Below are 25,699 nucleotides of genomic sequence, written 5' to 3'. Positions count from 1 at the left end.
TTTTCCATGTTTACAATAGAGAAAGAAGTTGCGGTTAAACAGGTGACGGCTGATGGTATTGCGGTTGGCACTGCGATGCTCAAAGTTACCCTGACATACACCATCGAGAGGATCGAGCTTGAAGGGGCGAACGGTATCGCTTTTTACACTGTTACGTCTGGCGCGGATGCTGAGGGAGTAAGAAATTACATCCCATTTACCTATTCAGGGAGCGGCGATCCGCTGCCTGAGGCCGAGGCAGCGCTAAAGTTAACAGTTGAATGATATTTTCCGCCATTACAGGCGCGAAATATCACATATCAACCGTCAAGGGAGTGACTTTTTAATACTGCGTCCACTTCTCCAATCGGGTTGCCACTTCCAGAGTAGGTAAACTGTACCGAAATCTCACTGGTATCGTCATAGCCTGTAATCTGCGTTCTCACTCTGGCAGTGGCAGAGAGGTCCGCGTTAATCGTCACTGAAATTACGGTGTAGGTCACCTCAATATTCTGTTCTTCAGAATCAACAGCTATGCCTACTTCTGGATAAAATGAGCGTGTTTTTGCTGAAATGGTTTTTGTCACTGGCATGATTACCCCTTACGGTATCAGTAATTCAATCTGGCAGGCCGCATACAGCAAATCGTTATTGCTGGTATTCACCTGAATCGTATTGCTTCCCTCCCTAACCTCCATCTGTGTGAACAACTGGATAGGGTCCTCACTGCCCTGCGTGAAGTTACCCGAACCGACAACAACCTGGTCATTCAACGTAACCTGCAGGGTACCTGTGCCCGTCCACTGATTAGTGGGGCTTGTATTAAGCAGCGTGATTCTTACCCCAACCGCACGACGCGATATCTGCGAATACAGGCGTGGTTTCAGTAGCGAGGTATTTACCGTTCTCGCGGGGAGGCTGATCCCCATAGTGTTGCGCATTCTTACGTCTTTAAAACCTGCAGTCGTCCAGAGACTGGCGGTAACAGTCGCGTTGGCATTTGGTTCATTGCGGTCGATGAGTCTGAATCCTGAGCCACTCACTGTTAGCCAAATCGTTGAACCATTTATTGTGTTATCTGTCACTGTCTCCTGGAGGCCGGACTCTCCTGCTATAAGGTTGGACGCACAATACAGGGCGTAATAACCATTTTTTATCTTATTATTGCTAACCGTTACTCCATGAATATTTCCAGCAGACTGATAACCAATCGTGTTGCCGAAATTCTGTGTCATGGCAAGAGATACTGTGTCGTCAAGCTCTTCTGGTAATGCGCTGGTCAGCGTGACTTTCCACATTCCATCAGGATGCGATGCATTATCCTTCGGGTATCCCGTTTTTGTGCTGTCCCATTCAACTGCGCTAACTGAATATACGACATCATCAAACTTGATGTTATCGCCAATAAGATGCTGAAACTCAGCAAGGTAGGGAGACCAAAATACACCTCTGTTGGTCTGGTCTATTTCAAAAATATTATTGTAGGGTGACGTGTATAAATATTCCGGCACATCAATCAGGTCGATATCGTTATCAGAGAATGTCGCATTACGGGCACCATTCGCAAACATACCCCTCGCACAACTGAGTACAGTGTTTGCTTTAAACGCCGTGCTTCTTACAGCGTAATCTGACGTCCGATATGCTGATAAGGCTGTGTGGGAAAATGAAACCGTATTGTCGTTAATCTCAGACTCAAGGCACTGGTCTACAACACAAATTCCACGGAAAGTGTAACTAATGAAATTACCCCATACCTTTACTTTCGTCATGCCGGAATAGTACGGCTGCCCTTCCACCTCGACGCCATATAGCCCGATATATTCAAACCGGTTGCAATAAATGTAACCGTGACTCCCGCCCGTCACCAGGTTAACACCGGACTCACGCAAACAGTGATGAACGTAGTTGTGATGGAACTTAACGTTGCTCTGATATAGCCCCCGACACCCATACCCGAATACGTTATGAAGTTGCGTGCCATAAATCTCACCACCATCACATGCGCGGATAAGGAGAGCATATTCCTCACCTTTATGAGTACCATCATCATTAGTAGTGGAGAGCTTCATCGCCCCCTGAATCTCAAGGCCGAATATTTTAATACCAGGACAATCAAGGCACGACAGAACTCCGGTCATTGCCACTCTGGGGTCTGTTTCAGCAACGTCATAAACAGTGTAAACGTCGCGAAGCTCTTTTGCTGAAATTACGCCGCCCATGCCATCAATGGTTAGTCCAGTCTTGCCTTCACACTTCACCGGGCCTGATGTCAGGTGATAGCCACGAATTTTAACCGTAAACCCATCAGGCACCACTTTAAACAGCGTCGTCAGACGTTCCCGCGCATCAACACCGTCATTGTCGCCCAGCCCGGCATCGTAGGTAGTGATAACGGTATCCGTAAATTTACGGCACCATCCGTTAAAAACAGTTACGCCGTTGTTTACGTCCGCCAGAGAACTGACGTAATGGAACTCACCGCCGCCTGAAAGCTCGCTGCTGGACGCGGCCCAGCCATCATGGTAGCCGAGCAATAAAACGCGGTCGCCGTCTTCACCGGCCAGCGCTGCCAGAGCTGCTGCGCTACGAACCTGGCCTAGTAGTTTAAAGCCGTCGCCTGAACCCAGGTTTACGCGAACAATCCCGGCAATTTACAATCAGCTATTTCAAAGGGTTGCATAATGCTGATTGGCTACGCGCGGGTATCTACCGGCGACCAAAACCTCGATTTACAGAAAAACGCACTGGTTCGCGCAGAATGTGAACTAATTTTCGAAGATACCGCCAGCGGGAAAAATGCGAAGCGGCCCGGATTAAGGAAAGCTATTCGCCGTCTTCGACCTGGTGATTCGCTGGTGGTCTGGAAACTGGATCGTCTCGGTCGCAGCGTACGCGACCTCGTTACGTTGGTATCTGAACTACAGGAGCGGGGAATTCATTTTCGCAGCCTGACCGACAGCATTGATACCAGCACGCCAGCAGGCCGCTTCTTTTTCCACGTCATGAGCGCTCTGGCGGAGATGGAGAGGGAATTGATAGTGGAGCGCACCCGCGCCGGTTTAGCCGCTGCAAGGGAGCATGGGCGCATCGGTGGCCGCCGCCGGATAATGACCACCGAAGTTGTGGAACGCTGCAGGCGCATGCTGGAAAACGGAGCTACACGCCAGCAGGTGGCCGACGTGATCGGCGTAGGGGTTAAGACGGTTTACAAATATTTTCCGGTAGGCGAGTGAGGTAGGGTGATAGCCCTGTTTGATAAAAAAAATCCCCGGAGCAGGCACACTCAGGGGAAAAAACTTCATTACATTATTGCTGCGTGCGTCTCCGCGCGGAGTATATCTTCTGAGAAAACTCCTGATGTTTCCAGATAATTCTGGTCTGAACAGTTAAGTTAAAGTTCCGGTTGCATGGGTATGTTTTTACTTAAGGGGTCCTGGAGCTGTTGAAGTGCTCGGAGTTGCTATGCACACGATCAACAGCTTGAGGCTGGATACTACCCCTGTTTGAAGGGGAGTGTGATTAACCGCACGTTAACTACTGTTGCCTGAAATTCACATCTGAGATAATAACCTCACGAATAATAGAGCAAAGCGCGTTTAAATATGAGCAGTAAGAAAACGTTAACGTTCATGCAATTTTTGATAATAAATAGTCAACTCGCCGGCATCTCAGATACTTGGGCTGATTTGTGGGTATTGATTTTCCATACGAGCCTTGGTGCGGGCAGGCTGCTGTCTCTTCGTTACGATGACATAGATGGCAATTCGATACTGATACGAGAGAGGGGGAGACTGAAAGCACTGCGCGTTGAAATTCCACCTACGGTGATGGCGATGATAGCGCGGCGACGGGAAAGGCATCCAGAGGATATTTTTGTGTTCCAGAGCCATTCAAATCGTGTGAAGAACGAATGCCGGCCAGTAACACTCATTGCTTTCAATACCGCTTTAAACCGGGCTGCAAAATCCTTATCGGGAGTCACCGTGAGCAGTGGTAGCGCAAGAAACGTATCTCATTAATCGCCCATAAGCACCTGCTGGCAAAGTAGTCAACTTGCAACCCCTTAGTGGGTTATTTGTAAGCTATGAGAATGGTTATTGCCTCAGACCCTTAGGGGGTAAAATTGGGGCAAATTTTGGGGCAGAATAACGTTTGGGGCACGATTTGGGGCAATCAAATGTCCGCATTTGTCCGTATTTGACCAAAAGTCAACAGCGCTATCTCGTTGAAAATATTGCAGATCATTGAATTTGCTAAACTAATTTTTTGCATGCCATAATAAAGTTAATATTTAGGCAACCGCGATCAAAAAAATTGCGCTGTTTGCAGCACCGGGCGAGGTTATTGCGTAAACTTTAAAAACTTTACCAACTCGCTGTTTCTTTAAGGTCATTTGTACGCTTTACTCACCGGCTGCTGCGGCGCGGAACGAGTGTGGCGGCATATTTTTGTTTGGAAAGGATACTTGGGTGGCTCTTATGACGCATGATGCTTTTTCCCTTCGCGGCCTCGCGGCAGGCTGCGCACTTTTACTTCTCGTTGCGCCTGCGGTGCAGGCTGCGGAACAACTCCCCGATGCGCCATCCATTGACGCGCGAGCCTGGATCCTGATGGACTATGCCAGCGGCAAAGTGCTCAGCGAAGGCAATGCCGACGAAAAACTCGACCCGGCGAGCCTGACCAAAATCATGACCAGCTACGTTGTCGGCCAGGCGTTAAAGGCGGGTAAGATTAAGTCTACAGATATGGTGACCATCGGACGCGATGCGTGGGCCACCGGTAACCCGGCGCTGCGCGGCTCTTCGGTGATGTTCCTCAAGCCGGGGATGCAGGTGTCGGTAGAAGATCTTAACAAAGGCGTCATCATTCAGTCCGGCAACGACGCCAGCATCGCGATAGCCGACTACGTGGCGGGCAGCCAGGACGCGTTTGTCAGCCTGATGAACGGCTATGCGCAGAAAATGGGCCTGACCAATACCACCTTTATGACCGTGCACGGTCTGGACGCGCCGGGTCAGTTCAGTACCGCCCGCGATATGGCGCTGCTCACCAAAGCGATGATCCATGACGTGCCGGAAGAGTATGCGATCCATAAAGAAAAAGAGTTCACCTTCAACAAAATCCGCCAGCCGAACCGCAACCGCCTGCTGTGGAGCACGAACCTCAACGCTGACGGGGTGAAAACCGGGACCACCGCCGGGGCGGGCTACAATCTGGTTTCTTCCGCGACGCAAAACGATATGCGCCTGATTGCCGTCGTGCTCGGCACCAAAACTGACCGTATCCGTTTTAACGAATCAGAAAAACTGCTGACCTGGGGATTCCGCTTCTATGAAACCGTGACGCCGATTAAACCCGATGCCACCTTCATTACCCAGCGCGTCTGGTTTGGCGATAGCAGTGAAGCGAAGCTGGGGGCGGGCGAGGCGGGTTCCATCACGCTGCCGAAAGGCCAGCTGAAAAACCTCAAGGCCAGCTACACCCTGAACGATACGCAGCTGACCGCGCCGCTGACCAAAGGGCAGGTGGTCGGCACCATCGACTTTAAACTGAATGATAAAACCATTGAGCAGCGGCCGCTGATTGTGATGGAAGCGGTGAATGAAGGCGGTTTCTTTAGCCGGATGATCGATTTCGTGCTGATGAAACTGCACGGCTGGTTCGGCGGTTGGTTCTCTTAAAATGCAGGCCGCGCCCTGCGGGGCGCGGTTAGTAAAGCAGTGAAATTTGTTTTTCCTTCGCCAGCGCGAGCAGATCGTCATCCGGACACACGTCGCTGGCTATTACGTCAAACTGCGATAAATCCCCCATCCGCGCCGGCCGGACTTTGCCGAATTTACTGTGATCGACAACCAGCACGTGGTAGCGAGCGCTTTTCATCGCCCAGTGTTTGACCGGCAGCTCTTCCAGGTTAAAACAGGTCGCGCCCTGCTCGCAATCGACGCCCGCGGCGGAATAAAACGCGATGTCCGGGCACAGGTGGCTCAGCGTATCCTGCAGGCTTAGCGGTTTAAAAATGGCGTTGCTGGCGTGGAACTCGCCGCCGCACAAAATTGCGCGGCACTGGGGCTTTTCCTGTAAGGAAAGAAAGGTATTGAGCGAATAGCAGACGCCGGTAAAGGGCAGGGCGCTATCGATGGCGTCGATGATCCACGGCGTGGTGGTCCCGCAGTCAAAAAAGGCCATCTGGTGGGGCTCAAGCAGCTTTGCCGCATGGCGGGCTGCGCGGCGTTTTTCATCCACAAGGCGCGTTTTCTGATCGCTCAGCAGATAGTGCGTTGCGCTGCGCGGCTCCAGAACGATATAGCCGCCCAGCAACACGACCGGGCCGCTGTGGCCGTTGAGGTCGCGACGAATGGTCATCTCTGACACGCCAAGCAGGGTGGCCGCTTCTTTTAGATGGAGTTTATCACTGCGCTTGAGTGCCTGAATAAGCTGGCTGATGCGTTCGTCACGACGAGTTTCCATATTCCCTCTAAGCTGAAAGCGCCCTGCATTGACAGGGCGTCAGCGGCGATTTTACCTGCCGGAAGAGGCTTAGTCACGCGCAGGAATCGGGCGCTGCCGCAACTTTACCGGCTGGTCAGGAACGTCTATTCGCGCACCCAGCCTTTGCGAATCGGCAGCGAAAAGAACAGGCGGTACAGCCGCTGCAGATGCTGATAGAGGGTTTTTCCGCCGCTTTGCCACAGCAGTTGGGCGCTAAGGCAGGCGATCATCGCGGTGAGCAGCCCGCCCAGCATGTCCATCGGCCAGTGAACGCCGAGATAGACCCGGGACCAGGCAATCGCGCAGGCAACGGCGATAAGCAGCGCGCCCGACCACAGGCGGTGCCAGAACATAAAGGCCAGCGCAAAGGTAAAGCAGATAGTACCGTGATTGCTTGGGAAGGAGTTATTGGGTGAATGATGCAGGAAGTTATAGCCCACACCGGCGGCAAACGGACGTTCATGCGGAAAAAACACGCCGAATATCCATGAAAGCGTGAGGCTAATCGCGAGCGCCATCATCACCTTAAATACTAGCTGACGCTGGTTTGGCCCCCAAAGCCATAAGGCGAATACCAATAATGGCACAATAATAATCAGGTCTTTGGCGATAAACGTCGCGATTTCAATTGCCCACCACGGCGACGCGGGGGTGGCATTGAGGAATGCAAACAGCGAGTAGTTAATATTTTCCAGCATACATCCAGGCTCTTGGGTCCGTTAGCAACAAGCCGCCCACCTTAAAAAACGGTGGCGATAAGGTAAAGCAGTATTGTCTTAATTATCAGTTTGTTATGAATGAAAGTGCACATGTGGCTTCGTTAACAGACTGAGTAAAGGAGTATATAGCCTGTAATCTAATTGAAACATAAACGAAATATATACAGTGGGATTTTCATTCGGTGATGGCGACGCGGTCTCTGCGTGGCGATATTTCTCTTCATCGCTCACAATTCACTATCTCCCCGGCACGACTTTCATTAAACTTTGCGCGGTTTTATTTAAATAAGAGATTTCATGCACAATTCTTCGCTTTCAGGCAAACGCCTCGGACGTCAGGCGCTGCTCTTTCCGCTGTGCCTGGTGTTATACGAATTCGCCACCTATATCGGCAATGACATGATCCAGCCGGGAATGCTCTCGGTGGTGGAAGAGTTTGGCGTGGGCAATGAGTGGGTTCCGACCTCAATGACCGCCTATCTGGCCGGCGGTATGTTTTTGCAGTGGCTGCTGGGGCCGCTTTCGGATCGCATCGGCCGCCGTCCGGTCATGCTGACCGGGGTGGTGTGGTTTATCGTGACCTGCCTGGCGACGCTGCTGGCGCAGACGATTGAGCAGTTCACGCTGCTGCGCTTTTTGCAGGGCATCAGCCTGTGCTTTATCGGCGCGGTTGGCTATGCGGCGATACAGGAGTCTTTTGAAGAGGCGGTGTGCATCAAGATCACGGCGCTGATGGCCAACGTCGCGCTGATTGCGCCGCTGCTTGGGCCGCTGGTGGGCGCGGCCTGGGTTCATCTCCTGCCGTGGGAGATGATGTTTGTCCTGTTTGCCGTGCTGGCCGCTATCGCCTTTTTTGGGCTACAGAAGGCGATGCCGGAAACCGCCACCCGCATGGGCGAGAAGCTATCGGTTAAAGAGCTGGGGCGTGATTATCGTGAGGTGCTGAAAAACCTGCGCTTTGTCGCCGGCGCGCTGGCCACCGGCTTTGTCAGCCTGCCGCTGCTGGCGTGGATTGCCCAATCGCCGGTGATCATCATCAGCGGCGAGCAGGCGACCAGCTACGAGTATGGTCTGCTGCAGGTGCCGATATTTGGCGCGCTGATTGCCGGTAACCTGGTGCTGGCGCGCCAGACTTCCCGCAAGACGGTGCGTTCGCTGATTATTCTCGGCGGCTGGCCAATTATGATCGGCCTGCTGATCTCCGCCGTCGCGACGGTGGCGTCAACCCACGCGTATCTGTGGATGACCGCCGGGCTGAGCGTTTACGCCTTCGGGATTGGGCTCGCTAACGCCGGGCTGGTACGCCTGACGCTGTTTGCCAGCGAGATGAGCAAAGGAACGGTGTCGGCGGCGATGGGGATGCTGCAAATGCTGATCTTTACCGTGGGTATCGAAGTGAGCAAGCACGCCTATGAGGCTGGCGGCAGCGGACTCTTCAGCTTGCTCAACCTGCTGAGCGGGGTGCTCTGGCTGGCGATGACGGTCTACTTCCTGAAGGATAAACGCGTAGGCAGCTCCCTCGAACCGCAGTAATCTTCAGATGCCCTGCTGCGACGTTACGCGCCGCAGCAGGCGCGGCCTCAGGCGAACGGCGCTTCGCGATTAAGCACTTTATCAATAATATGCAGCACGCCTTCTTCGTTATTGTGCGGCGCGCGGTAGCCGGCGACGGCCTTCACCGGCGCGGCGGCGTTGGCCATGGCGAAACCGAAGCCGGCATGCTGCAGCATTTCGATATCGTTGCCGCTATCGCCAAACGCCACCACTTCATGGTTCTCGATGCCCCAGCGTTCCTGCAGGATGCGCAGTCCGTTGGCTTTGTGCACGCCGGGAATAATCAGGTCAATGCTGCCGTAGCCGGTAGCGACCGCGGTCACCATATCGCCAAGCGCAGCGTGCAGCTTCGGCTGTATCTGCGGGATCAGCTGGTCCGGGACGTTGAGACCGAACTTCAGAATTTCATCATCAGCAATATGATTAAAGTCGTCGACCAGTTCGAGGCGATGATAGTACTTCGCCGCGACAGCTTTCAGCTCATCATTATACTGGTTGAGGGTATAAGCGCTGCGCTTACCGCAGGCGATGATTTCAATGTTGGTCAGCGTCTGGAGATGGTCGATAACGGTATTGAAATGTTCCTGCGGCATTCGGCAGTTAAACACGTCTTCTCCGGCGCTGACCACCCAGCCGCCGTTTTCGGCGACAAAAGCTATCTCATGGGCCACTTCGGGGAAGAAGGAGATAAGCTGGTAATACTGGTTGCCGCTGGCGACGACGAAGCGGATGCCCTGCTCGCGCATCCGTTGATACTGGGCGAGGAAGCGCTGACGGTTATAGGTTTTGGCATCACTCAGAAAGGTGCCGTCCATGTCTACCGCAATCATTTTGATGCTCATTAACTGTTCTCCATCACGGGTTCAGATTGTGGCTTCGCTACCGCGCGGGCGACGATGGCCGCGACCAGCACGAGTGCCAGCACCACCATCATGGCGCTGCGCAGGCCGAAGTGTTCGCCGAGAAAGCCCAGCAGCGGCGGCCCGACGAGGAAGGCGAGGTAACCGGTAATCGCCACCACGCTGACGCGCTTCGGCGCATCGGGGCCGGTGTCGCTGGCGGCAGAAATGGTCAGCGGGAAGCCCAGCGACGCGCCGAGGCCCCATAATAGTACGGAGAGTCCGGCGACCCACGGGTTATCGACGAAAATAATCAGGCCAATGCCCAGGGCGCCCATTACCGCGCTGGCGCGAACCACCGTCACCCGGCTGTAGCGGTCAATAAACCAGCCGCCGGTAAAGCGGCCAAGGGTCATGCCGAGGGTGAAGCCTGCGTAAATCAGCGAGCCGGAGGTTGGGCTGAAGCCGTGGCCGTCAACCATCAGCAGCGGCAGCCAGTCGTTGGCGGAGCCTTCAGCAAAGGCCATGGCCAGGACGATCACGCCAATCAGCAGCAGTTGGGCATCGCGCCATATCGGCAGGCCTTTGCCTTCATGGCGCGCCGCTTCCGCCGCATTTTTGCCGGTACCTTCAGGGATCGCGCGAATGGCGATAGCAATGGGGGCGACGGCCACCAGCGCCGCCAGCAGGATGTGCGGCGCGGCGGGCAGGCCGAAGCCGGTTACCGCCATACCAATCCCGGCGCCGATGAGCGTACCGAAGCTGTAGAAACCATGCATCATCGGCAGGACGGTTTTATTCATCTCACGTTCAACGGCGGCGCCTTCGACGTTAATGGCCACTTCCGCGGAGCCAAAGCTGGCGCCGAAGATGGCTAAGCCGATAGCAAACAGCACCGCCGAGGTAAACCATAGCGCGGCGCTGAGCACCAGCATGCCGACCACCGCGCAGGACATGGTGGCGCGAATCACTTTACGGGTGCCGAATCGATTGACCAGCCACGCTGAGCAGAGGATGCCGCTCATCGAACCTATTGATAGTCCAAATAATACAATCCCCATTTCCGCCGTCGATAGCGCGAGCAGATCGCGAATCGCCGGCGTGCGGGTCGCCCATGAGGCCATGAGTAATCCGGGGATAAAAAAGAACATGAAGAGCGCCCACAGCCTTAGCTGGAGGGCTCTGCGGGAGGTTTGCGCTGTCATCCGTAAATGCCCGAGAGTGAAGAGATGCAGACAACAGTAGCAAGGTTGTGTACATTTGTACATCCAGGCAGGCTGCCGCGGAATGCTTTTTTATTGACCTCTATGATTCGATTCAGCCTGAGGCATATTTGACGCGTACGCCGTGGGATTCAGCATCTGTTTAAATGAAAGAGGAAAAGGGGATGGCCCGTCGACCAAACGACCCGCAGCGGCGGGAGCGGATTTTGCAGGCGACGCTGGACACGATCGCGATACACGGTATCCACGCGGTCACGCACCGGAAAATCGCCACCTGCGCGGGCGTGCCGCTGGGCTCGCTGACCTACTATTTCAGCGGCATTGAGGCGCTGGTCGAAGAGGCGTTCAGCCTGTTTACCGGCCAGATGTCGGCGCAGTATCAGCAGTTTTTTGCCGATGTGCATAGCCGCGAAGAGGCCTGTGACGCCATTGCGGAGCTGATTTTTAGCGCCCAGGTGACCACCGCGCGCAATATGGAGCTGATGTATCAGCTATATGCTTTTTGCAGCAGCCAGCCGAATTTAAAAGCGGTCATGCAGAACTGGATGCTGCGCAGCCAGCAGACTCTTGAGCAGTGGTTTGAACCGGCAACGGCCCGCGGCCTTGACGCCTTTATCGAGGGGATGACGCTGCACTTCGTGACCGACAGAGCGCCGCTATCGAGAGAAGCGATTCGACTGATGGTAGACCGGCTGGCGGGAGCGTGAGCAGGGCGCAGAAAACAAAAAACCCATCAACCTTGAACCTAAGTGGCGGGGTTGATGGGCTCCACAAAATGGGGACATCAAAGAAAAGCAGTGGCACTACTTATGACTGATGCCAGCAAAAAAAGTTCTGCGTATGCGCGTTTTTTTTCTTAAAAAATTCACTGTAGCCCCGGCCAGATGATGACAATCAGCGTACCTGCCAGGGTTAACAACACGTTAGCGATGGCGTAGGTCCCCGCGTATCCCAGCGCAGGAATATTGCTGCGCGCGGTATCGCTGATGATTTCCATCGCCGGCGCGCAGGTACGAGCCCCCATCATGGCGCCGAAGAGCATCGCCCGGTTCATGCGCAGCACGTACGCGCCGAACAGGAAGCAGATAACCACCGGCACCAGGCTGACGATAAGGCCCGCCGCCAGCATCTGACCGCCGACGGCGCCGAGGCCGTTATTTATGCCGGCGCCCGCGCTGAGCCCCACGCCTGCCATAAACACCATCAGGCCGAACTCCTTCACCATATTCAGCGCCCCCTGCGGAATGTAGCCAAACGTCGGATGGTTGGCGCGCAGGAAACCGAGCATAATGCCGGCAAACAGCAGACCGGCGGCGTTACCGATGCCGAAGCTGAACGAGCTGAACTGGAAGGTGATCATGCCGATCATCAGGCCAACGATAAAGAAGGCGCAGAAGGCGAGCAGGTCGGTCACCTGGCTGTGGATGGAGATAAAGCCGATACGATCCGCGACGGTTTTAACGCGACGCGCGTCGCCGCTGACCTGCAGCACATCGCCCTTGTTGAGCACCACGTTATCGTCGATAGGCATTTCGATCTGGCTGCGGATAACGCGGTTTAAGAAGCAACCGTGATCGGTCAGCTTCAGCTGCGCCAGGCGACGGCCGACGGCATTGTGGTTTTTGACCACGATCTCTTCGGTGACGATGCGCATATCGAGCAGATCGCGGTCGAAGACCTCTTTGCCGTTACGGAAGCTTGGGTCGAGGCGGGCATGGGCATCCGGGTAACCCACCAGGGCGATATCATCGCCCATCTGCAGCACCGCATCGCCGTCCGGGTTTGCGAGAATGCCGTTGCGGCGGATGCGCTCAATGTAGCAGCCGGTCTGGCGGTAAATGCCCAGCTCGCGCAGGTTTTTACCATCAGCCCACGCCACCAGCTCCGGGCCGACGCGGTAGGCGCGGATCACCGGCAGATAGACCTTGCGCCGGGAGTCGGTATCGAGGCCGCGCTCGCGGGCGATTTGCTGGGCGCTGGTTTGCAAATCCTGATGCTGCAGCTTCGGCATATAGCGGGCGCCGACGATCAGGCTGACCAGGCCAATCAGGTAGGTCAGCGCATAGCCGAGGCTCAGATGATCGAGCGAGAGGGCGAGCTGATCGCTGGGCATGCCGAAGTGCCGTAGCGTATCCCCGGCGCCCACCAGCACGGGCGTGGAGGTCATGGCGCCGGCGAGCATCCCGGCCGTCAGGCCGATATCCCAGCCGAAGAGCTTACCCAGCCCCATGGCGATCAGCATCGCGCTGCCGACCATCACCAGCGCGAGCATCAGGTAATTTTTGCCGTCGCGAAAAAAAATAGAAAAAAAGTTGGGCCCCGCTTCCACGCCGACGCAGAAAATAAACAGCATAAAGCCGAGATTGAGGGCATCAGTGTTAATACTGAAATGCTGTTGCCCTAATAATAGGGAAACCACTAAAACGCCAATGGAATTACCAAGTTGTACCGACCCGAGACGCAGTTTCCCGAGGCAGAGTCCTAATGCAAGCACAACGAACAATAACAGGATGTAATTCCCGTTTAACAAATCTGCGACGTTTATATTCACGAAAGCCAACTTCTCATTTACTAGTAAGTTGTTGAAGGAAATGGTTATTTGGTCTAAGGTTGGTCCAGTGTTCGCGTTGTCCCGAACGCTATTCTGGCATCCCGTTATAACCAGCAAAATATAGTCGACAGTTTAATCTTTCCTGGAGGCTGCGGCTAGTAACAATCGTGTTTACATTGACGGGATCTTTTATTGGCATGGATTGCCAGAATCTTTATCTGACTGGGCGAAGTGGAAGTTGGTTAGAGGCAAAATCAGGAGGATGTCGTGAAATCTGAGCGTGCTTGGGCCGGTATTATCTGTGGGTTCTTTCTATTTATCGTGGTTTGTTTATCACTACTGTTACATATGAAAGGCGCCTTTCGGGCTACCGGTCACCCTGAGCTCGGGCTGCTGTTCTTTTTGCTCCCCGGTGCGGCGGCAAGCTGCCTCTCTCCCGGGCAGCGGGTACTGCGTCCGCTTATTGGCGCGATGCTGGCTGCACCTGTCTGTCTGGTGGTTATGCGGCTTTTCTTTGTGACCGAGCGTTCTTTCTGGCAGGAACTGGCGTGGCTGTTTAGCGCGGTGTTCTGGTGCGCGCTGGGCGCGCTGTGCTTTTTGTTTATTTGCGCCTGGCTTGATACCAGACGCAGGCACTCGTCAGAGGAGTGAGCCGTCTCAGGCGAACAGGCCGAGATTCTCTTTCGCCCAGGCTTCAAAGTCAGTGCAGCCGCCAATGTGCTTCTGATCGACAAAAATCTGCGGTACGGTTTCAACCGGTTTACCCACGGTTTTTTCCAGGTCGGCTTTGCTGATGCCTTCTGCGTGAATATCAATATAGCGATAGTTAAAATCATCACGCTCGTTGCTCAGTTTTTCCGCCAGCTCTTTGGCGCGAACGCAATAGGGGCAGCCTGGACGGCCAAAAATTACCGTAAACATAGTCCTTCTCCTTAAACCTCAGCCGGATGGCGAATGCCGCGTATCATGCCGCGTTATGTCGAGGAGGGAAAGAAGGTTCTGCCTTTTGCTTCGATGGCTTAAGGCTATGTTTGGTAAATATTCTGCTGATGAAACCGCTATACTCCCCTGATACGCGACCGGTTTTTGCCCGGGAGCGTGCATGATTTTGACCGAAGGAGCGTTATGCGATCGCCCGCTGCATTACCAAAAAGCATTCTGGTAGTCGAGATTATCGGCATGGTGCTGTTGACCCTGGCCTGGCTCTCGCTCAACCAGTACGTCAGCCTGCCCGAGCCGTTTTCCAGCCCAACGGCGGCGCTGCTGATGATCTTCGCGGGGATCCTGCTGATGCTTCCGGCCGCCGTGGCGTTAATGTGGCGAGTGGCGAAAGTGATTGCCCCGCAGTTGACGCAAACGAAAACCCCACCTTCTTCATTGCCTGACAGAGAAAAACGAGATGACGCCGACCATTGAGCTGCTGCGTAGCCACCGTTCTATTCGCCATTTTACCGACGCGCCGATAAGCGACGAACAGCGCGCCGCGATTATTGCCAGCGCGCAGGGCGCTTCCAGCTCCAGTTTTTTACAATGCTCCTCAATTATTCGCGTTACCGACCCGGAAATACGCCAACAGCTGGTCCCGCTGAGCGGCGGCCAGCAGCACGTAGCGCAGGCCGCTGAATTTTGGGTATTCTGCGCTGATTTCAATCGCAATCTGCAAATCTGCCCGGACGCTCAGCTGGGCCTCGCCGAACAGCTGCTGCTGGGCTGCGTCGATACCGCGATTCTGGCGCAGAATGCGCTGGTGGCGGCGGAATCCCTTGGCCTCGGCGGCGTCTATATTGGTGGCCTGCGCAACAATATTGATGCGGTGACCGAGCTGCTGAAGCTCCCGCAGCACGTACTGCCGCTGTTTGGCCTGTGCCTTGGCTGGCCGGACGATAACCCGGAGGTGAAACCGCGCATGCCGTCGGCGATGCTGGTGCATGAAAATCACTATCAGCCGGTGGACGACGCGGTGCTTGCGGAATATGACGAGCAGATAGCGCAGTATTATCTCTCTCGCGGCAGCAATACGCGTCGCGATACCTGGAGCGACCATATCCGTCGGACTATTGTTAAAGAGAGCCGTCCGTTTATTCTGCAATATCTGCATAAGCAGGGATGGGCTACGCGCTGATTGCGTGTAAACTGCCCTCGGTCTGACGCAAGGAAATTCCGCAGGTCAGCGCTAATTGACTACCAGAGGCCCGCCAGAGCGGGTCTTTTCGCAGAGGTGCAGGGTGAAAATTGCCATATTATCCCGGGATGGAACGCTTTATTCATGTCGACGCCTGCGCGAAGCCGCGCAAAAACGCGGACACCAGGTGGAAATCCTCGATCCGCTTTCCTGTTATATGAACGTCAGTCCGGTGGCCTCGTCGATTCACTATAAAGGTCGCCAGCTCCCGCATTTTGACGCCGTGATCCCGCGCATTGGCACGGCGATCACTTACTATGGTACCGCGGCGCTGCGTCAGTTTGAGCTGCTGGGCAGCTATCCGCTGAATGAATCGGTGGCGATTACCCGCGCCCGCGACAAGCTGCGCTCGCTCCAGCTGCTGGCCCGTCAGGGGATCGATCTGCCGCTCACCGGTATTGCCCATTCGCCAGACGATACCAGCGACCTGATTGCCATGGTTGGCGGCGCGCCGCTGGTGGTAAAGCTGGTGGAGGGTACCCAGGGCATCGGCGTCGTGCTGGCCGAAACGCGCCAGGCGGCAGAGAGCGTCATCGACGCTTTTCGCGGCCTGAATGCGCATATTCTGGTGCAGGAGTATATCGCCGAGGCGAAGGGGCGGGACGTGCGCTGCCTCGTGGTGGGTAATGAAGTGGTGGCGGCAATTGAACGGCGGGCGAAGGAGGGGGATTTTCGCTCTAACCTGCATCGCGGCGGCGTGGCGTCGGTGGCGTATATCAGCGAGCAGGAGCGTGAAATGGCCATCAAGGCCGCGCAAACGCTCGGGCTGGACGTGGCCGGCGTTGATATCCTGCGCGCCGCGCGCGGTCCTCTGGTGATGGAGGTCAATGCTTCTCCTGGGCTGGAAGGAATTGAAACCACCACCGGCGTCGATATTGCCGGCAAAATGATCGCCTGGATCGAACGACAAGCCACGCCCGGATTTTGTCTGAAAATGGGCGGATAATTCCCTTTCACGACACCGTCATGGTACAGGACGCTTTTTTTGCGTAAGCTATGGCGTCGCATTTTTCACAGTAAGAGGTCACAGGTCATATGGATTCACTGGTCGTTCCGGGTCTTGATACGTTACGTCAATGGCTCGACGAATTGGGCATCAGCTTTTTTGAGTGTGATTCCTGCCAGGCACTGCACCTGCCGCATATGCAAAATTTCGAAGGCATTTTTGATGCCAAACTTGACCTGGTGGATAACGTGGTGCTTTTCTCCGCGCTGGCAGAGGTGAAACCCTCCGCGCTGCTACCGCTCTCCGCCGATCTTTCTGCGATTAACGCCAGTTCGTTGACGGTGAAAGCTTTCCTCGATATTCAGGATGATAATCTGCCGAAGCTGGTGGTGTGCCAGGCCTTGACCGTCGGCGTCGGCGTGACGATCGATCAGTTCGCGTGGTTTTTCCGCCAGAGCGAAGAACAGATATCGATGGTCATCCTCGAAGCCAGCGCCAATCAGGTGCTGTATAAGTCTGAGGAAGAAGAGCCGGTGGCTGAGAATATTCAGTACCATTTTCTTCACTAAGCCTGTCGAAAAATAGCGCAGCCACTGCCATAGCGGCTGCGTATTACATGCTTTTATTCTGCTATTAACCTTCCGAAAAAGAATTTTTCACCGCCATTCCGCCGCTTTCGGCTTATCACATAGACCCTTATTGCATAAAAAATTGATAAAAGCCGTTTTTTTACCTGGGCTATAGCCTCTTATTCTGGCTACAGTTATTCTGACGCTGCTTCCAGTTGCGGGCAACCATTCCGGGAGAGGTCCTCTCTCCTTTTCTTAGGCAATGAAAAAATATGCATGATTATTGCATGCGAACAAGTGCGTATATTCAGCCCGCTTGTTAACGGGCATTGAGAAGGAATAAGAGATATGACCGCCTTTGGTAAAAAATGGTTAACAGGTCTGGTTACGGGTGCGCTGATGGCCGTTTCTGCCGGTTCGCTCGCAGCCGAACAAAAAACCCTACATGTTTATAACTGGTCTGATTATATTGCGCCGGATACGGTGGCGAATTTTGAAAAAGAGACCGGTATTAAAGTGGTGTATGACGTCTTTGACTCCAACGAAGTGCTGGAGGGTAAGCTCATGGCGGGCAGCACCGGTTTTGACCTGGTGGTGCCGTCGGCGAGCTTCCTTGAGCGCCAGCTGGCGGCCGGGGTATTCCAGCCGCTGGATAAAAGTAAGCTTCCCAACTGGAAAAATCTCGACCCGGAAGTATTGAAGCTGGTCGCGAAGCACGACCCCGACAATAAATACGCGATCCCGTACCTGTGGGCGACAACCGGCATAGGCTATAACATCGATAAAGTGAAAGCCGTGCTGGGCAAAGATGCGCCGCTGGACAGCTGGGATCTGGTGATGAAGCCGGAAAACCTGGAAAAGCTGAAAAGCTGCGGCGTCTCCTTCCTGGATGCCCCGGAAGAGATTTTCGCCACCGTGCTGAACTATCTCGGCAAAGATCCTAACAGTACTAAAGCCGATGATTACACCGGCCCGGCGACCGATCTGCTGCTGAAGCTGCGTCCGAATATTCGCTATTTCCACTCCTCTCAGTACATCAACGACCTGGCGAACGGTGATATCTGCGTCGCTATCGGCTGGGCGGGCGACGTATGGCAGGCGGCTAACCGGGCGAAAGAAGCGAAAAACGGGGTGAATGTTTCCTACTATATTCCGAAAGAGGGCGCGCTGGCGTTCTTCGACGTCTTCGCCATGCCGGCGGATGCGAAAAACAAAGATGAGGCTTATCAGTTCCTGAACTATCTGATGCGTCCGGAGGTTATCGCCCACATCAGCGATCATGTCTATTACGCTAACGGCAACAAAGCCTCTGTTCCGCTGGTCAGCGAAGCGATCCGCAATAACCCGGCCATTTACCCGCCGGCTGACGTCTTCGCCAAGCTGTTCACCCTGAAAGTCCAGGATCCGAAAATCGACCGCGTGCGTACTCGCGCGTGGACGAAGGTGAAAAGCGGTAAGTAATTCTCCGTGAGTTGTAGGCCGGATAAGCGTCGCGCTGCCGGCAACAGGCGCACCGCGATGGTGCGCCTGCACCATGATTTGATTTCTGCCGGAGAACACCCCGTGAATGATGTGATTCCTCGCCCGCAGGCGAAAACCCCCAAAGCGCTGACCCCGCTGCTGGAAATCCGTAATTTAACCAAGTCCTTCGATGGCCAGCACGCCGTCGATGACGTCAATCTCACCATTTATAAAGGCGAAATTTTTGCCCTGCTGGGCGCATCCGGCTGCGGCAAGTCAACCCTGCTGCGCATGCTGGCGGGATTTGAACAGCCTACCGCCGGACAGATTGTCCTGGATGGCGTCGATCTGGCGCGGGTGCCGCCGTATCAGCGGCCGATTAATATGATGTTCCAGTCCTACGCGCTGTTTCCCCATATGACGGTGGAGCAGAATATCGCCTTTGGCCTCAAGCAGGACAAATTGCCCAAGGCCGAAATCACCAGCCGGGTGCAGGAGATGCTGGCGCTGGTGCATATGCAGGAGTTCGCAAAGCGTAAACCGCATCAGCTCTCCGGCGGCCAGCGTCAGCGCGTGGCCCTGGCCCGCAGCCTGGCGAAAAGACCGAAACTGCTGCTGCTTGATGAGCCAATGGGGGCGCTGGATAAGAAGCTGCGCGACAGGATGCAGCTGGAAGTGGTCGATATCCTTGAGCGCGTCGGCGTTACCTGCGTGATGGTGACCCACGATCAGGAAGAGGCGATGACCATGGCGGGGCGTATCGCCATTATGAACCGCGGCAAGTTCGTGCAAATCGGCGAGCCGGAGGAAATCTACGAGCACCCGACCACCCGCTACAGCGCGGAGTTTATCGGCTCGGTCAACGTCTTTGAAGGGTTGGTGAAAGAGCGGCAGGAAGATGGCCTGGTGCTGGACTCTCCGGGCCTGACCCATCCGCTGAAGGTCGATCCCGATGCCTCTGTCGTCGATAACGTGCCGGTGTGGGTGGCCCTGCGCCCGGAAAAAATCATGCTCTGCGAAGACCCGCCCGCGGATGGCTATAACTTCGCGGTGGGCGAGGTTATCTATATTGCCTATCTCGGCGACCTGTCTATCTACCATGTGCGCCTGAAAAGCGGGCAGATGCTGAGTGCTCAGCTGCAAAACGAACACCGTTACCGTAAAGGGGCGCCCACCTGGGGTGATGAGGTGCGTTTGTGCTGGGATGCCGATAGCTGCGTCGTGTTGACGGTGTAAGGAGAGGGCGATGAGTACATTAGAACCCCCGTCAGGCGTAAAAAAACCTGGCGGTTTTGCGCTGTGGCTGGCGCGGCTGCAGATGGCCCACGGGCGCAAGCTGGTCATTGCGCTGCCCTACGTGTGGCTGATCCTGCTGTTTCTGCTGCCGTTCCTGATCGTCTTTAAAATCAGCCTGGCGGAGATGGCGCGGGCGATCCCACCCTATACCGACCTGCTGGAGTGGGCCGACGGTCAGCTTACGTTAACGCTGAATCTCGGGAATTTCCTGCAGCTCACCGACGATCCGCTCTATTTTGAAGCGTATCTGCAATCGCTTCAGGTGGCGGCGATCTCGACGTTCTGCTGCCTGCTGTTGGGGTATCCGCTGGCGTGGGCGGTGGCGCACAGTAAGCCATCGACGCGAAATATCCTGCTGCTGCTGGTGATCCTACCCTCATGGACCTCCTTCCTGATCCGCGTCTATGCCTGGATGGGGCTGCTGAAAAGCAACGGCGTGCTGAACAACTTCCTGCTGTGGCTGGGGGTCATCGACCAGCCGCTGGAGATCCTGCACACCAACCTGGCGGTCTATATCGGTATTGTTTACGCCTATCTACCGTTTATGGTGCTGCCGATCTATACCGCCCTCACGCGTATCGATTACTCGCTGGTGGAGGCGTCGCTGGATCTGGGGGCCCGGCCGCTGAAGACCTTCTTCCAGGTGATCGTTCCGCTCACCAAAGGCGGGATTATTGCCGGGTCGATGCTGGTGTTTATTCCGGCAGTCGGGGAGTTCGTTATCCCGGAACTGCTGGGCGGGCCAGACAGCATTATGATTGGCCGCGTACTGTGGCAGGAGTTTTTCAATAACCGCGACTGGCCGGTGGCGTCGGCGGTGGCGATCGTGATGCTGTTGCTGCTGATCGTACCGATCATGTGGTTCCACAAGCATCAGCAAAAACAGGTGGGGGAACACGGATGAATAATTTACCGGTAGTCCGTTCGCCGTGGCGAATTTTGATTCTGCTGCTCGGCTTTACCTTTCTGTATGCCCCGATGCTGATGCTGGTGATTTACTCGTTCAACAGCTCAAAGCTGGTGACGGTATGGGCGGGGTGGTCGACGCGCTGGTATCGCGAGCTGTTTCATGACGATGCGATGATGAGTGCGGTAGGCTTAAGTCTGACCATTGCCGCCTGCGCCGCGACGGCGGCGGTGATCCTCGGTACCATTGCCGCAGTGGTGATGGTGCGTTTTGGCCGCTTCCGCGGTTCAAACGGCTTTGCTTTTATGATCACCGCGCCGCTGGTGATGCCCGATGTGATTACCGGCCTGTCGCTGCTGCTGCTGTTTGTCGCGCTGGGGCATTCAATTGGCTGGCCGTCGGATCGCGGCATGCTGACCATCTGGCTGGCGCACGTCACCTTCTGTACCGCGTACGTCGCGGTGGTCATTTCATCGCGCCTGCGTGAGCTGGACCACTCTATTGAAGAGGCGGCGATGGATCTGGGCGCCGCGCCGCTGAAGGTCTTTTTCGTCATTACGCTGCCGATGATTATGCCGGCGGTGGTCTCCGGTTGGCTGCTGGCCTTTACGTTGTCGCTCGACGACCTGGTTATTGCCAGCTTTGTTTCCGGGCCGGGGGCGACGACGCTGCCGATGCTGGTCTTCTCCAGCGTGCGCATGGGGGTCAACCCGGAGATTAACGCCCTGGCGACGTTAATCCTCGGCGTGGTCGGGATTGTTGGTTTTATCGCCTGGTATTTGATGGCCCGCGCGGAAAAGCAGCGGGTGCGCGATATCCAGCGTGCAAGAAGCGGCTGAACCACCTAAAATCTGCAATAGAGTTAACATCGGCGCCGCATTTGTGGCGCCGTTTTCATGGAAGACTTTACGTTGGGATTGTTTACTAAAACGCGTTCGTCTCATGCTCGTCTTAACGTTCCTGCGCTGGTGCAGGTGGCGGCCTTCGCCATTATTTTAATCCGCGGCCTGGATTTGCTGATGATCCTCAACCAGCTTGGCGTTCAGGGAATCGCGGATTTTGTCCATCGCAGCGTGCAGACGTGGGCGCTCACCCTGGTGTTTCTCTCAAGTCTGGTACTGGTATTTATTGAAATCTGGTGCGCGTTTTCGCTGGTAAAAGGGCGCAACTGGGCGCGTTGGCTGTTCCTGTTGACGCAGATTATCGTGATTGGCTACCTGTGGGCCGCTTCATTGGGCTACGGTTATCCCGAGCTGTTTAGTATTGCCGGGGAATCGAAGCGCGAAATCTTTCGCTCCCTGGTGCTGCAAAAACTACCGGATCTGCTGGTGCTGGCGATGCTGTTTGTGCCGGCCCCGTGCCGACGCTTTTTCCGTTTACAGTAACGGTGATACAATCCCCGCCCCTGTTTTTTTGAAGGTCTTGTTATGCATTGCGCACTTTATGACGCGGGCCGCTGCCGCTCCTGCCAGTGGCTGGAACTGCCGGTATCCCAACAGCTCGCCGATAAAATGGCCGATCTGCGCGCGCTTCTCGCCGATGCGCCCGTCGCTGAATGGTGCGCACCGGTTTGCGGGCCGGAAAGCGGGTTTCGCAACAAAGCGAAAATGGTGGTCAGCGGTAGCGTGGAGCGCCCATTGCTCGGGATGCTGCACCGTGATGGCGCCCCGGAAGACCTGACCGACTGTCCGCTTTATCCGCAAAGCTTCGCGCCCGTCTTCGCTGCGCTCAAGCCGTTTATCGCCCGCGCCGGGCTCACGCCCTATAACGTTGCCCGCAGGCGCGGAGAGCTGAAGTACATTCTGCTGACCGAAAGCCGGCTCGACGGCGGTATGATGCTGCGCTTTGTCCTGCGTTCGGAGACCAAGCTTGCCCAGCTGCGCGCCGCGCTGCCGGAGCTTCAGGCGCTGCTGCCGCAGCTGCAGGTGATTACCGCCAATATTCAGCCGGTGCATATGGCCATCATGGAAGGAGAGCGGGAAATTTTCCTCACCGACCAGCAGGCGCTGGCGGAAAATTTCAACGGCGTGCCGCTGTGGATCCGCCCGCAAAGCTTCTTTCAGACCAACCCGGCGGTGGCCAGCCGCCTGTATGCCACCGCTCGCGACTGGGTGCGCCAGCTGCCGGTCAACCATATGTGGGATCTCTTCTGCGGGGTGGGCGGCTTTGGTCTGCACAGCGCAACGCCTGAGATGCGCCTGACCGGGATTGAAATTGCCCCGGAGGCGATCGCCTGCGCGAAGCAGTCGGCGGCGCAGCTCGGGCTGAATAATCTGCATTTTCAGGCGCTCGATTCCACGCAGTTTGCGACCGGCGAAGGCGACATTCCCGATCTGGTGCTGGTGAATCCGCCGCGTCGCGGTATCGGCGACGGCCTGTGCGACTATTTAAACCGTATGGCGCCAGGCTTTATTATCTACTCCAGCTGCAACGCCCGGACGATGGCGAAAGATATCGCTCGCCTGGCCGGTTATCGCATTGAGCGCGTCCAGCTGTTCGATATGTTCCCCCATACCGCCCACTATGAGGTGCTGACCCTGCTGGTTCGCGAAGTATAAACAAAATGTGAACTCTTCAGGCGGTGAAGATCGGGTAAGCTTGGCTAATCAGAACGTAAGAATAGCGGAGTGCTGCCGGTGGCAAAAAAAATCCTGTTGGTTGAAGATGATGAAGATATCGCCGCGTTGCTGCGCCTGAATCTGCTGGATGAGGGTTATCAGATTGTCCACGTGGCGGACGGAGCCCAGGCCCTGCGCCTGCTGGAAAAAGAGCTTTGGGATGCGGTGATCCTCGACCTGATGCTGCCGGGCGTAGACGGTCTGGAAATTTGTCGGCGCATTCGTCAGCAAACCCGCTATCTGCCGGTGATTATTATCAGCGCTCGCGCCAGCGAAACCCAGCGGGTACAGGGGCTGGAGATGGGAGCGGATGATTATCTGGCCAAACCGTTTTCGATTCTCGAACTGACCGCCCGGGTCAAAGCGGTGTTCCGTCGTCAGGAGGCGATGGGGCAGAATCTGCTGATGGATGCCGGTCGTATCGCCAGCCATGGTTTAAGCATTGACCCCTTGTCGCGCGACGTTAAGCTGCGCGGCGAGACGGTGGATCTGACGCCGCGCGAGTTCGACCTGCTCTACTACTTTGCCCGCCATCCGGGGGAGGTCTTTTCCCGCCTTGAGCTGCTTGATCGGGTGTGGGGCTATCAGCACGACGGCTATGAGCATACGGTCAATACCCATATCAACCGCCTGCGCACCAAAATTGAGCGCGACCCGGCGGAGCCGGACATCATTCTGACCGTCTGGGGAAAAGGCTATAAATTTGCCGTGGAGCGCAAAGAGGCGCAGCCATGATCCGCCGTCTCAGCCTCAGCCAGCGCCTGGCGCTGGTGTTTACCTCACTGCTGCTGCTCTGTGCCGTAGCCGTTTGTCTGATCCAGCTGTACAGCAGCGCGCAGTACGGCAATGTCATGGTCCAGCGTCTCTCCGCCGGGCTGGCGCAGCAGATCGCCGCCCGCGAGCCGCTGCTGGACGCTCAGGGGCAGGTTGATCGCCGGATGCTGAAGCCGCTTTTTGATCGGCTGATGACCTTCAATCCTAGCGTGGAGCTGTATCTGCTTTCGCCCGACGGCGAGCTGCTGGCCGACGCCGCGCCGCCGGGGCATATTAAGCGCCAGCGCATCGATCTGGCGCCGGTGCAAACGTTTCTTTCCGGCGGCGCCTGGCCGGTGTACGGCGACGATCCGCGCAGCCTTGATAAGCAAAAGGTGTTTAGCGTGGCGCCGCTGCGCCAGGACGGCCAGCTGCGCGGCTATCTCTACATTATCCTGCAGGGCGAAACCTTTAATGAACTGGCGGCAAGCGCCTGGCAGAAAACCTTGTGGAGCCTGCTGCTGTGGACTCTGCTGCTGGTGGCCGGTCTCGGCGGGCTGGCTGGCTGGCTTGCCTGGTTCTGGGTAACGCGCCCGGTGCGTCAGCTCACCGCGCTGGTGGCAACCGACAGCCAGGACAGTATTCATGCGATCAAGGCGCTGGCGGCGCAAACTCCGGAGGCGAACCCGGGGAATGAAGTGGCCGTGCTGCATAATCGCTTTATTGAACTGGCCCGCCAGATTGCCGGGCAGTGGGACCGTCTGGCCGACAGCGATCGCCAGCGGCGAGAATTTGTCGCCAATATCTCCCACGATTTACGCACGCCGCTCACCTCTTTGCTGGGATATCTGGAAACGTTAAGCCTGAAGGCCGATCGCTTGACGATGGAGGAGAACAAGCAGTATCTGAATATCGCCCTGCGCCAGGGGAACAAGGTCCGCCATCTTTCTCAGCAGCTGTTTGAGCTGGCTCGCCTGGAGCACGGCGGGATTAAGCCGCAGCCGGAAACCTTCGTGCTGGCTGAGCTGGTGCAGGATGTCGCGCAAAAATTCGACCTGGCAATCGCGACGCGCAATATCGGTTTACAGCTGGATCTGGCCACCGGGCTACCGCCGATAACGGCGGATCTCTCGATGATTGAACGGGTGCTGACTAATCTGCTCGATAACGCCATTCGCCATACGCCGGAAGGTGGGCTTATCCGCCTGACGGCGCGTCGCTCAGGTCCGGAGTTTATCGTCGAGGTGGCCGATAGCGGACCGGGCGTTGCCGGTGAGCTGCGGGCAACCTTGTTCGAACGGCCTTCGGTGCTTGAACCTGGCGCGCAAAGCGCATCACGAGGGGGACTGGGTTTGATGATTGTGCGACGGATGCTGCAGCTGCACGGCGGCGATATTCGCCTGCTTGAAGCGCCGGCAGGGGCCTGTTTCCAGTTTACCCTGCCGGTTTAAGGTGGCGGATTGGCCGATCGCGATACCGGTCTATCGCTGTCTGCGGGCCGGTAGCCCGGGTAAGGCGTTTACGCCGCAGCCCGGGAAATGCGTCGGGATTGAGACTTTGGTGCGGCTTCGTCCCGGGCCGCGCTGCGCTTGCCCGGGCTACGGGGCCAC

The 25,699-nt window shown here is 56.0% G+C and carries 27 protein-coding genes; 19 read left to right on the top strand and 8 right to left on the bottom strand.

What is annotated here, in order from left to right; all coding sequences use genetic code 11:
- Positions 1-6 precede the first annotated feature (6 nt).
- Positions 7-264 carry a hypothetical protein gene (locus ABLU87_RS23395; RefSeq protein WP_049076030.1) on the top strand — a complete coding sequence of 86 codons (258 nt, stop codon included), beginning with the start codon at positions 7-9 and terminating at the stop codon, positions 262-264.
- Positions 265-299: 35 nt separating this feature from the next.
- On the opposite strand, the gene ABLU87_RS23390 is transcribed toward ABLU87_RS23395, so the two are convergent.
- The gene (locus tag ABLU87_RS23390) at positions 300-572 is read right to left on the bottom strand and encodes a hypothetical protein (protein WP_122117997.1); all 273 of its coding nucleotides are present in this window, start codon (positions 570-572) and stop codon (positions 300-302) included.
- 9 nt (positions 573-581) lie between these two features.
- Entirely contained in the window at positions 582-2,516 is a 1,935-nt protein-coding gene (locus ABLU87_RS23385; RefSeq protein WP_196942098.1) for a right-handed parallel beta-helix repeat-containing protein, read from the bottom strand.
- A gap of 147 nt (positions 2,517-2,663) precedes the next feature.
- On the opposite strand from ABLU87_RS23385, the gene ABLU87_RS23380 reads away from it, so the two are divergent.
- From ABLU87_RS23380 to dacC, 3 genes are all read left to right on the top strand, one after another.
- Positions 2,664-3,215, top strand: a complete 552-nt coding sequence (locus tag ABLU87_RS23380; protein ID WP_122117895.1) for a recombinase family protein — start codon at positions 2,664-2,666, stop codon at positions 3,213-3,215.
- A 369-nt stretch (positions 3,216-3,584) separates the two neighbouring features.
- Positions 3,585-4,001 (top strand): hypothetical protein, encoded by a 417-nt coding sequence (locus ABLU87_RS23375; RefSeq protein ID WP_025108037.1) that lies wholly within the window; start codon positions 3,585-3,587, stop codon positions 3,999-4,001.
- Positions 4,002-4,460: 459 nt separating this feature from the next.
- Positions 4,461-5,663 (top strand): serine-type D-Ala-D-Ala carboxypeptidase, encoded by a 1,203-nt coding sequence (gene dacC, locus ABLU87_RS23370; protein WP_032721350.1) that lies wholly within the window; start codon positions 4,461-4,463, stop codon positions 5,661-5,663.
- A 28-nt stretch (positions 5,664-5,691) separates the two neighbouring features.
- On the opposite strand, the gene deoR is transcribed toward dacC, so the two are convergent.
- Together deoR and ybjG are read right to left on the bottom strand one after the other, a co-directional pair.
- A complete protein-coding gene (deoR, locus tag ABLU87_RS23365) occupies positions 5,692-6,450 on the bottom strand; it encodes a DNA-binding transcriptional repressor DeoR (protein WP_004849345.1) in 759 nt (252 codons plus the stop codon).
- A gap of 125 nt (positions 6,451-6,575) precedes the next feature.
- On the bottom strand, positions 6,576-7,169 hold the full coding sequence (ybjG, locus tag ABLU87_RS23360) for an undecaprenyl-diphosphate phosphatase (RefSeq protein ID WP_004849347.1): 594 nt from the start codon (positions 7,167-7,169) through the stop codon (positions 6,576-6,578).
- A gap of 318 nt (positions 7,170-7,487) precedes the next feature.
- On the opposite strand from ybjG, the gene ABLU87_RS23355 reads away from it, so the two are divergent.
- A complete protein-coding gene (locus ABLU87_RS23355) occupies positions 7,488-8,723 on the top strand; it encodes an MFS transporter (RefSeq protein WP_032748874.1) in 1,236 nt (411 codons plus the stop codon).
- A 47-nt stretch (positions 8,724-8,770) separates the two neighbouring features.
- Here the strand turns inward: ABLU87_RS23355 and ABLU87_RS23350 are convergent, their stop codons facing one another.
- A complete protein-coding gene (locus tag ABLU87_RS23350) occupies positions 8,771-9,586 on the bottom strand; it encodes a Cof-type HAD-IIB family hydrolase (RefSeq protein WP_025108033.1) in 816 nt (271 codons plus the stop codon).
- Complete coding sequence (locus ABLU87_RS23345; RefSeq protein ID WP_025108032.1) at positions 9,586-10,788, bottom strand: MFS transporter; 1,203 nt, start codon at positions 10,786-10,788, stop codon at positions 9,586-9,588. Before ABLU87_RS23345 ends, ABLU87_RS23350 begins: the two co-directional genes overlap by 1 nt.
- A gap of 182 nt (positions 10,789-10,970) precedes the next feature.
- Here ABLU87_RS23345 and ABLU87_RS23340 point away from each other — a divergent pair, with 182 nt between their 5' ends.
- Positions 10,971-11,513: a TetR family transcriptional regulator gene (locus ABLU87_RS23340; RefSeq protein ID WP_009653296.1), complete on the top strand. Its 543-nt coding sequence runs from the start codon at positions 10,971-10,973 to the stop codon at positions 11,511-11,513.
- Positions 11,514-11,671: 158 nt separating this feature from the next.
- Here ABLU87_RS23340 and ABLU87_RS23335 read toward each other — a convergent pair whose 3' ends face one another.
- Positions 11,672-13,357 carry an aspartate:alanine antiporter gene (locus ABLU87_RS23335; protein WP_004849356.1) on the bottom strand — a complete coding sequence of 562 codons (1,686 nt, stop codon included), beginning with the start codon at positions 13,355-13,357 and terminating at the stop codon, positions 11,672-11,674.
- 267 nt (positions 13,358-13,624) lie between these two features.
- On the opposite strand from ABLU87_RS23335, the gene ybjM reads away from it, so the two are divergent.
- The gene (gene ybjM, locus ABLU87_RS23330; protein WP_004849358.1) at positions 13,625-14,008 is read left to right on the top strand and encodes an inner membrane protein YbjM; all 384 of its coding nucleotides are present in this window, start codon (positions 13,625-13,627) and stop codon (positions 14,006-14,008) included.
- 6 nt (positions 14,009-14,014) lie between these two features.
- Here ybjM and ABLU87_RS23325 read toward each other — a convergent pair whose 3' ends face one another.
- Positions 14,015-14,278, bottom strand: coding sequence for a GrxA family glutaredoxin (locus ABLU87_RS23325; RefSeq protein ID WP_004100567.1), 264 nt, complete (start codon positions 14,276-14,278; stop codon positions 14,015-14,017).
- A 204-nt stretch (positions 14,279-14,482) separates the two neighbouring features.
- Here ABLU87_RS23325 and ABLU87_RS23320 point away from each other — a divergent pair, with 204 nt between their 5' ends.
- The 12 genes from ABLU87_RS23320 (at position 14,483) to ABLU87_RS23265 (ending at position 25,540) form a co-directional block, all read left to right on the top strand.
- Complete coding sequence (locus ABLU87_RS23320) at positions 14,483-14,773, top strand: YbjC family protein (RefSeq protein WP_122117710.1); 291 nt, start codon at positions 14,483-14,485, stop codon at positions 14,771-14,773.
- Positions 14,757-15,479, top strand: a complete 723-nt coding sequence (gene nfsA / locus ABLU87_RS23315; protein WP_025108025.1) for a nitroreductase NfsA — start codon at positions 14,757-14,759, stop codon at positions 15,477-15,479. The genes ABLU87_RS23320 and nfsA overlap by 17 nt, the downstream gene beginning before the upstream one ends.
- Positions 15,480-15,582: 103 nt before the next feature.
- Positions 15,583-16,485, top strand: coding sequence for a 30S ribosomal protein S6--L-glutamate ligase (rimK, locus tag ABLU87_RS23310; RefSeq protein WP_009653278.1), 903 nt, complete (start codon positions 15,583-15,585; stop codon positions 16,483-16,485).
- Positions 16,486-16,574: 89 nt separating this feature from the next.
- The gene (locus ABLU87_RS23305; RefSeq protein WP_004849367.1) at positions 16,575-17,054 is read left to right on the top strand and encodes a YbjN domain-containing protein; all 480 of its coding nucleotides are present in this window, start codon (positions 16,575-16,577) and stop codon (positions 17,052-17,054) included.
- A 348-nt stretch (positions 17,055-17,402) separates the two neighbouring features.
- Positions 17,403-18,515, top strand: coding sequence for a spermidine/putrescine ABC transporter substrate-binding protein PotF (gene potF / locus ABLU87_RS23300; RefSeq protein WP_014228600.1), 1,113 nt, complete (start codon positions 17,403-17,405; stop codon positions 18,513-18,515).
- Between the two features lie 102 nt (positions 18,516-18,617).
- Complete coding sequence (gene potG / locus ABLU87_RS23295) at positions 18,618-19,751, top strand: putrescine ABC transporter ATP-binding subunit PotG (protein WP_004134592.1); 1,134 nt, start codon at positions 18,618-18,620, stop codon at positions 19,749-19,751.
- A gap of 10 nt (positions 19,752-19,761) precedes the next feature.
- Positions 19,762-20,715 (top strand): putrescine ABC transporter permease PotH, encoded by a 954-nt coding sequence (gene potH / locus ABLU87_RS23290; protein ID WP_014228601.1) that lies wholly within the window; start codon positions 19,762-19,764, stop codon positions 20,713-20,715.
- Complete coding sequence (gene potI / locus ABLU87_RS23285) at positions 20,712-21,557, top strand: putrescine ABC transporter permease PotI (RefSeq protein ID WP_004130847.1); 846 nt, start codon at positions 20,712-20,714, stop codon at positions 21,555-21,557. Before potH ends, potI begins: the two co-directional genes overlap by 4 nt.
- Positions 21,558-21,614: 57 nt before the next feature.
- The gene (locus tag ABLU87_RS23280) at positions 21,615-22,103 is read left to right on the top strand and encodes a YbjO family protein (protein WP_004100588.1); all 489 of its coding nucleotides are present in this window, start codon (positions 21,615-21,617) and stop codon (positions 22,101-22,103) included.
- A gap of 42 nt (positions 22,104-22,145) precedes the next feature.
- Positions 22,146-23,276 carry a 23S rRNA (uracil(747)-C(5))-methyltransferase RlmC gene (rlmC, locus tag ABLU87_RS23275; RefSeq protein ID WP_032748882.1) on the top strand — a complete coding sequence of 377 codons (1,131 nt, stop codon included), beginning with the start codon at positions 22,146-22,148 and terminating at the stop codon, positions 23,274-23,276.
- 78 nt (positions 23,277-23,354) lie between these two features.
- Positions 23,355-24,071 carry a response regulator transcription factor gene (locus ABLU87_RS23270; RefSeq protein WP_004849381.1) on the top strand — a complete coding sequence of 239 codons (717 nt, stop codon included), beginning with the start codon at positions 23,355-23,357 and terminating at the stop codon, positions 24,069-24,071.
- Complete coding sequence (locus ABLU87_RS23265) at positions 24,068-25,540, top strand: ATP-binding protein (protein ID WP_025108021.1); 1,473 nt, start codon at positions 24,068-24,070, stop codon at positions 25,538-25,540. The genes ABLU87_RS23270 and ABLU87_RS23265 overlap by 4 nt, the downstream gene beginning before the upstream one ends.
- Positions 25,541-25,699 lie beyond the last annotated feature (159 nt).

This window comes from Klebsiella sp. CB_Kp196 (genome assembly GCF_040061575.1).
GTDB classification, from domain to species: domain Bacteria; phylum Pseudomonadota; class Gammaproteobacteria; order Enterobacterales; family Enterobacteriaceae; genus Klebsiella; species Klebsiella michiganensis.
The sequence above is the reverse complement of the archived record's forward strand: the minus strand, read 5'-3'. Positions and strand labels throughout refer to the sequence as shown.

Excerpts from the sequence above, each read along its gene's own strand:
- rlmC (WP_032748882.1), top strand. The coding sequence starts at position 22,146 with ATGCATTGCGCACTTTATGACGCGGGCCGCTGCCGCTCCTGCCAGTGG.
- nfsA (WP_025108025.1), top strand. The coding sequence starts at position 14,757 with ATGACGCCGACCATTGAGCTGCTGCGTAGCCACCGTTCTATTCGCCAT.
- ABLU87_RS23325 (WP_004100567.1), bottom strand. The coding sequence starts at position 14,278 with ATGTTTACGGTAATTTTTGGCCGTCCAGGCTGCCCCTATTGCGTTCGC.
- ybjG (WP_004849347.1), bottom strand. The coding sequence starts at position 7,169 with ATGCTGGAAAATATTAACTACTCGCTGTTTGCATTCCTCAATGCCACC.
- ABLU87_RS23320 (WP_122117710.1), top strand. The coding sequence starts at position 14,483 with ATGCGATCGCCCGCTGCATTACCAAAAAGCATTCTGGTAGTCGAGATT.
- ABLU87_RS23305 (WP_004849367.1), top strand. The coding sequence starts at position 16,575 with ATGGATTCACTGGTCGTTCCGGGTCTTGATACGTTACGTCAATGGCTC.
- ABLU87_RS23390 (WP_122117997.1), bottom strand. The coding sequence starts at position 572 with ATGCCAGTGACAAAAACCATTTCAGCAAAAACACGCTCATTTTATCCA.
- ABLU87_RS23350 (WP_025108033.1), bottom strand. The coding sequence starts at position 9,586 with ATGAGCATCAAAATGATTGCGGTAGACATGGACGGCACCTTTCTGAGT.
- deoR (WP_004849345.1), bottom strand. The coding sequence starts at position 6,450 with ATGGAAACTCGTCGTGACGAACGCATCAGCCAGCTTATTCAGGCACTC.
- ABLU87_RS23280 (WP_004100588.1), top strand. The coding sequence starts at position 21,615 with ATGGAAGACTTTACGTTGGGATTGTTTACTAAAACGCGTTCGTCTCAT.
- ABLU87_RS23395 (WP_049076030.1), top strand. The coding sequence starts at position 7 with ATGTTTACAATAGAGAAAGAAGTTGCGGTTAAACAGGTGACGGCTGAT.
- potH (WP_014228601.1), top strand. The coding sequence starts at position 19,762 with ATGAGTACATTAGAACCCCCGTCAGGCGTAAAAAAACCTGGCGGTTTT.
- ABLU87_RS23345 (WP_025108032.1), bottom strand. The coding sequence starts at position 10,788 with ATGACAGCGCAAACCTCCCGCAGAGCCCTCCAGCTAAGGCTGTGGGCG.
- ABLU87_RS23265 (WP_025108021.1), top strand. The coding sequence starts at position 24,068 with ATGATCCGCCGTCTCAGCCTCAGCCAGCGCCTGGCGCTGGTGTTTACC.
- ABLU87_RS23380 (WP_122117895.1), top strand. The coding sequence starts at position 2,664 with ATGCTGATTGGCTACGCGCGGGTATCTACCGGCGACCAAAACCTCGAT.
- potI (WP_004130847.1), top strand. The coding sequence starts at position 20,712 with ATGAATAATTTACCGGTAGTCCGTTCGCCGTGGCGAATTTTGATTCTG.
- potF (WP_014228600.1), top strand. The coding sequence starts at position 17,403 with ATGACCGCCTTTGGTAAAAAATGGTTAACAGGTCTGGTTACGGGTGCG.
- ABLU87_RS23355 (WP_032748874.1), top strand. The coding sequence starts at position 7,488 with ATGCACAATTCTTCGCTTTCAGGCAAACGCCTCGGACGTCAGGCGCTG.
- ABLU87_RS23375 (WP_025108037.1), top strand. The coding sequence starts at position 3,585 with ATGAGCAGTAAGAAAACGTTAACGTTCATGCAATTTTTGATAATAAAT.
- ABLU87_RS23340 (WP_009653296.1), top strand. The coding sequence starts at position 10,971 with ATGGCCCGTCGACCAAACGACCCGCAGCGGCGGGAGCGGATTTTGCAG.
- dacC (WP_032721350.1), top strand. The coding sequence starts at position 4,461 with ATGACGCATGATGCTTTTTCCCTTCGCGGCCTCGCGGCAGGCTGCGCA.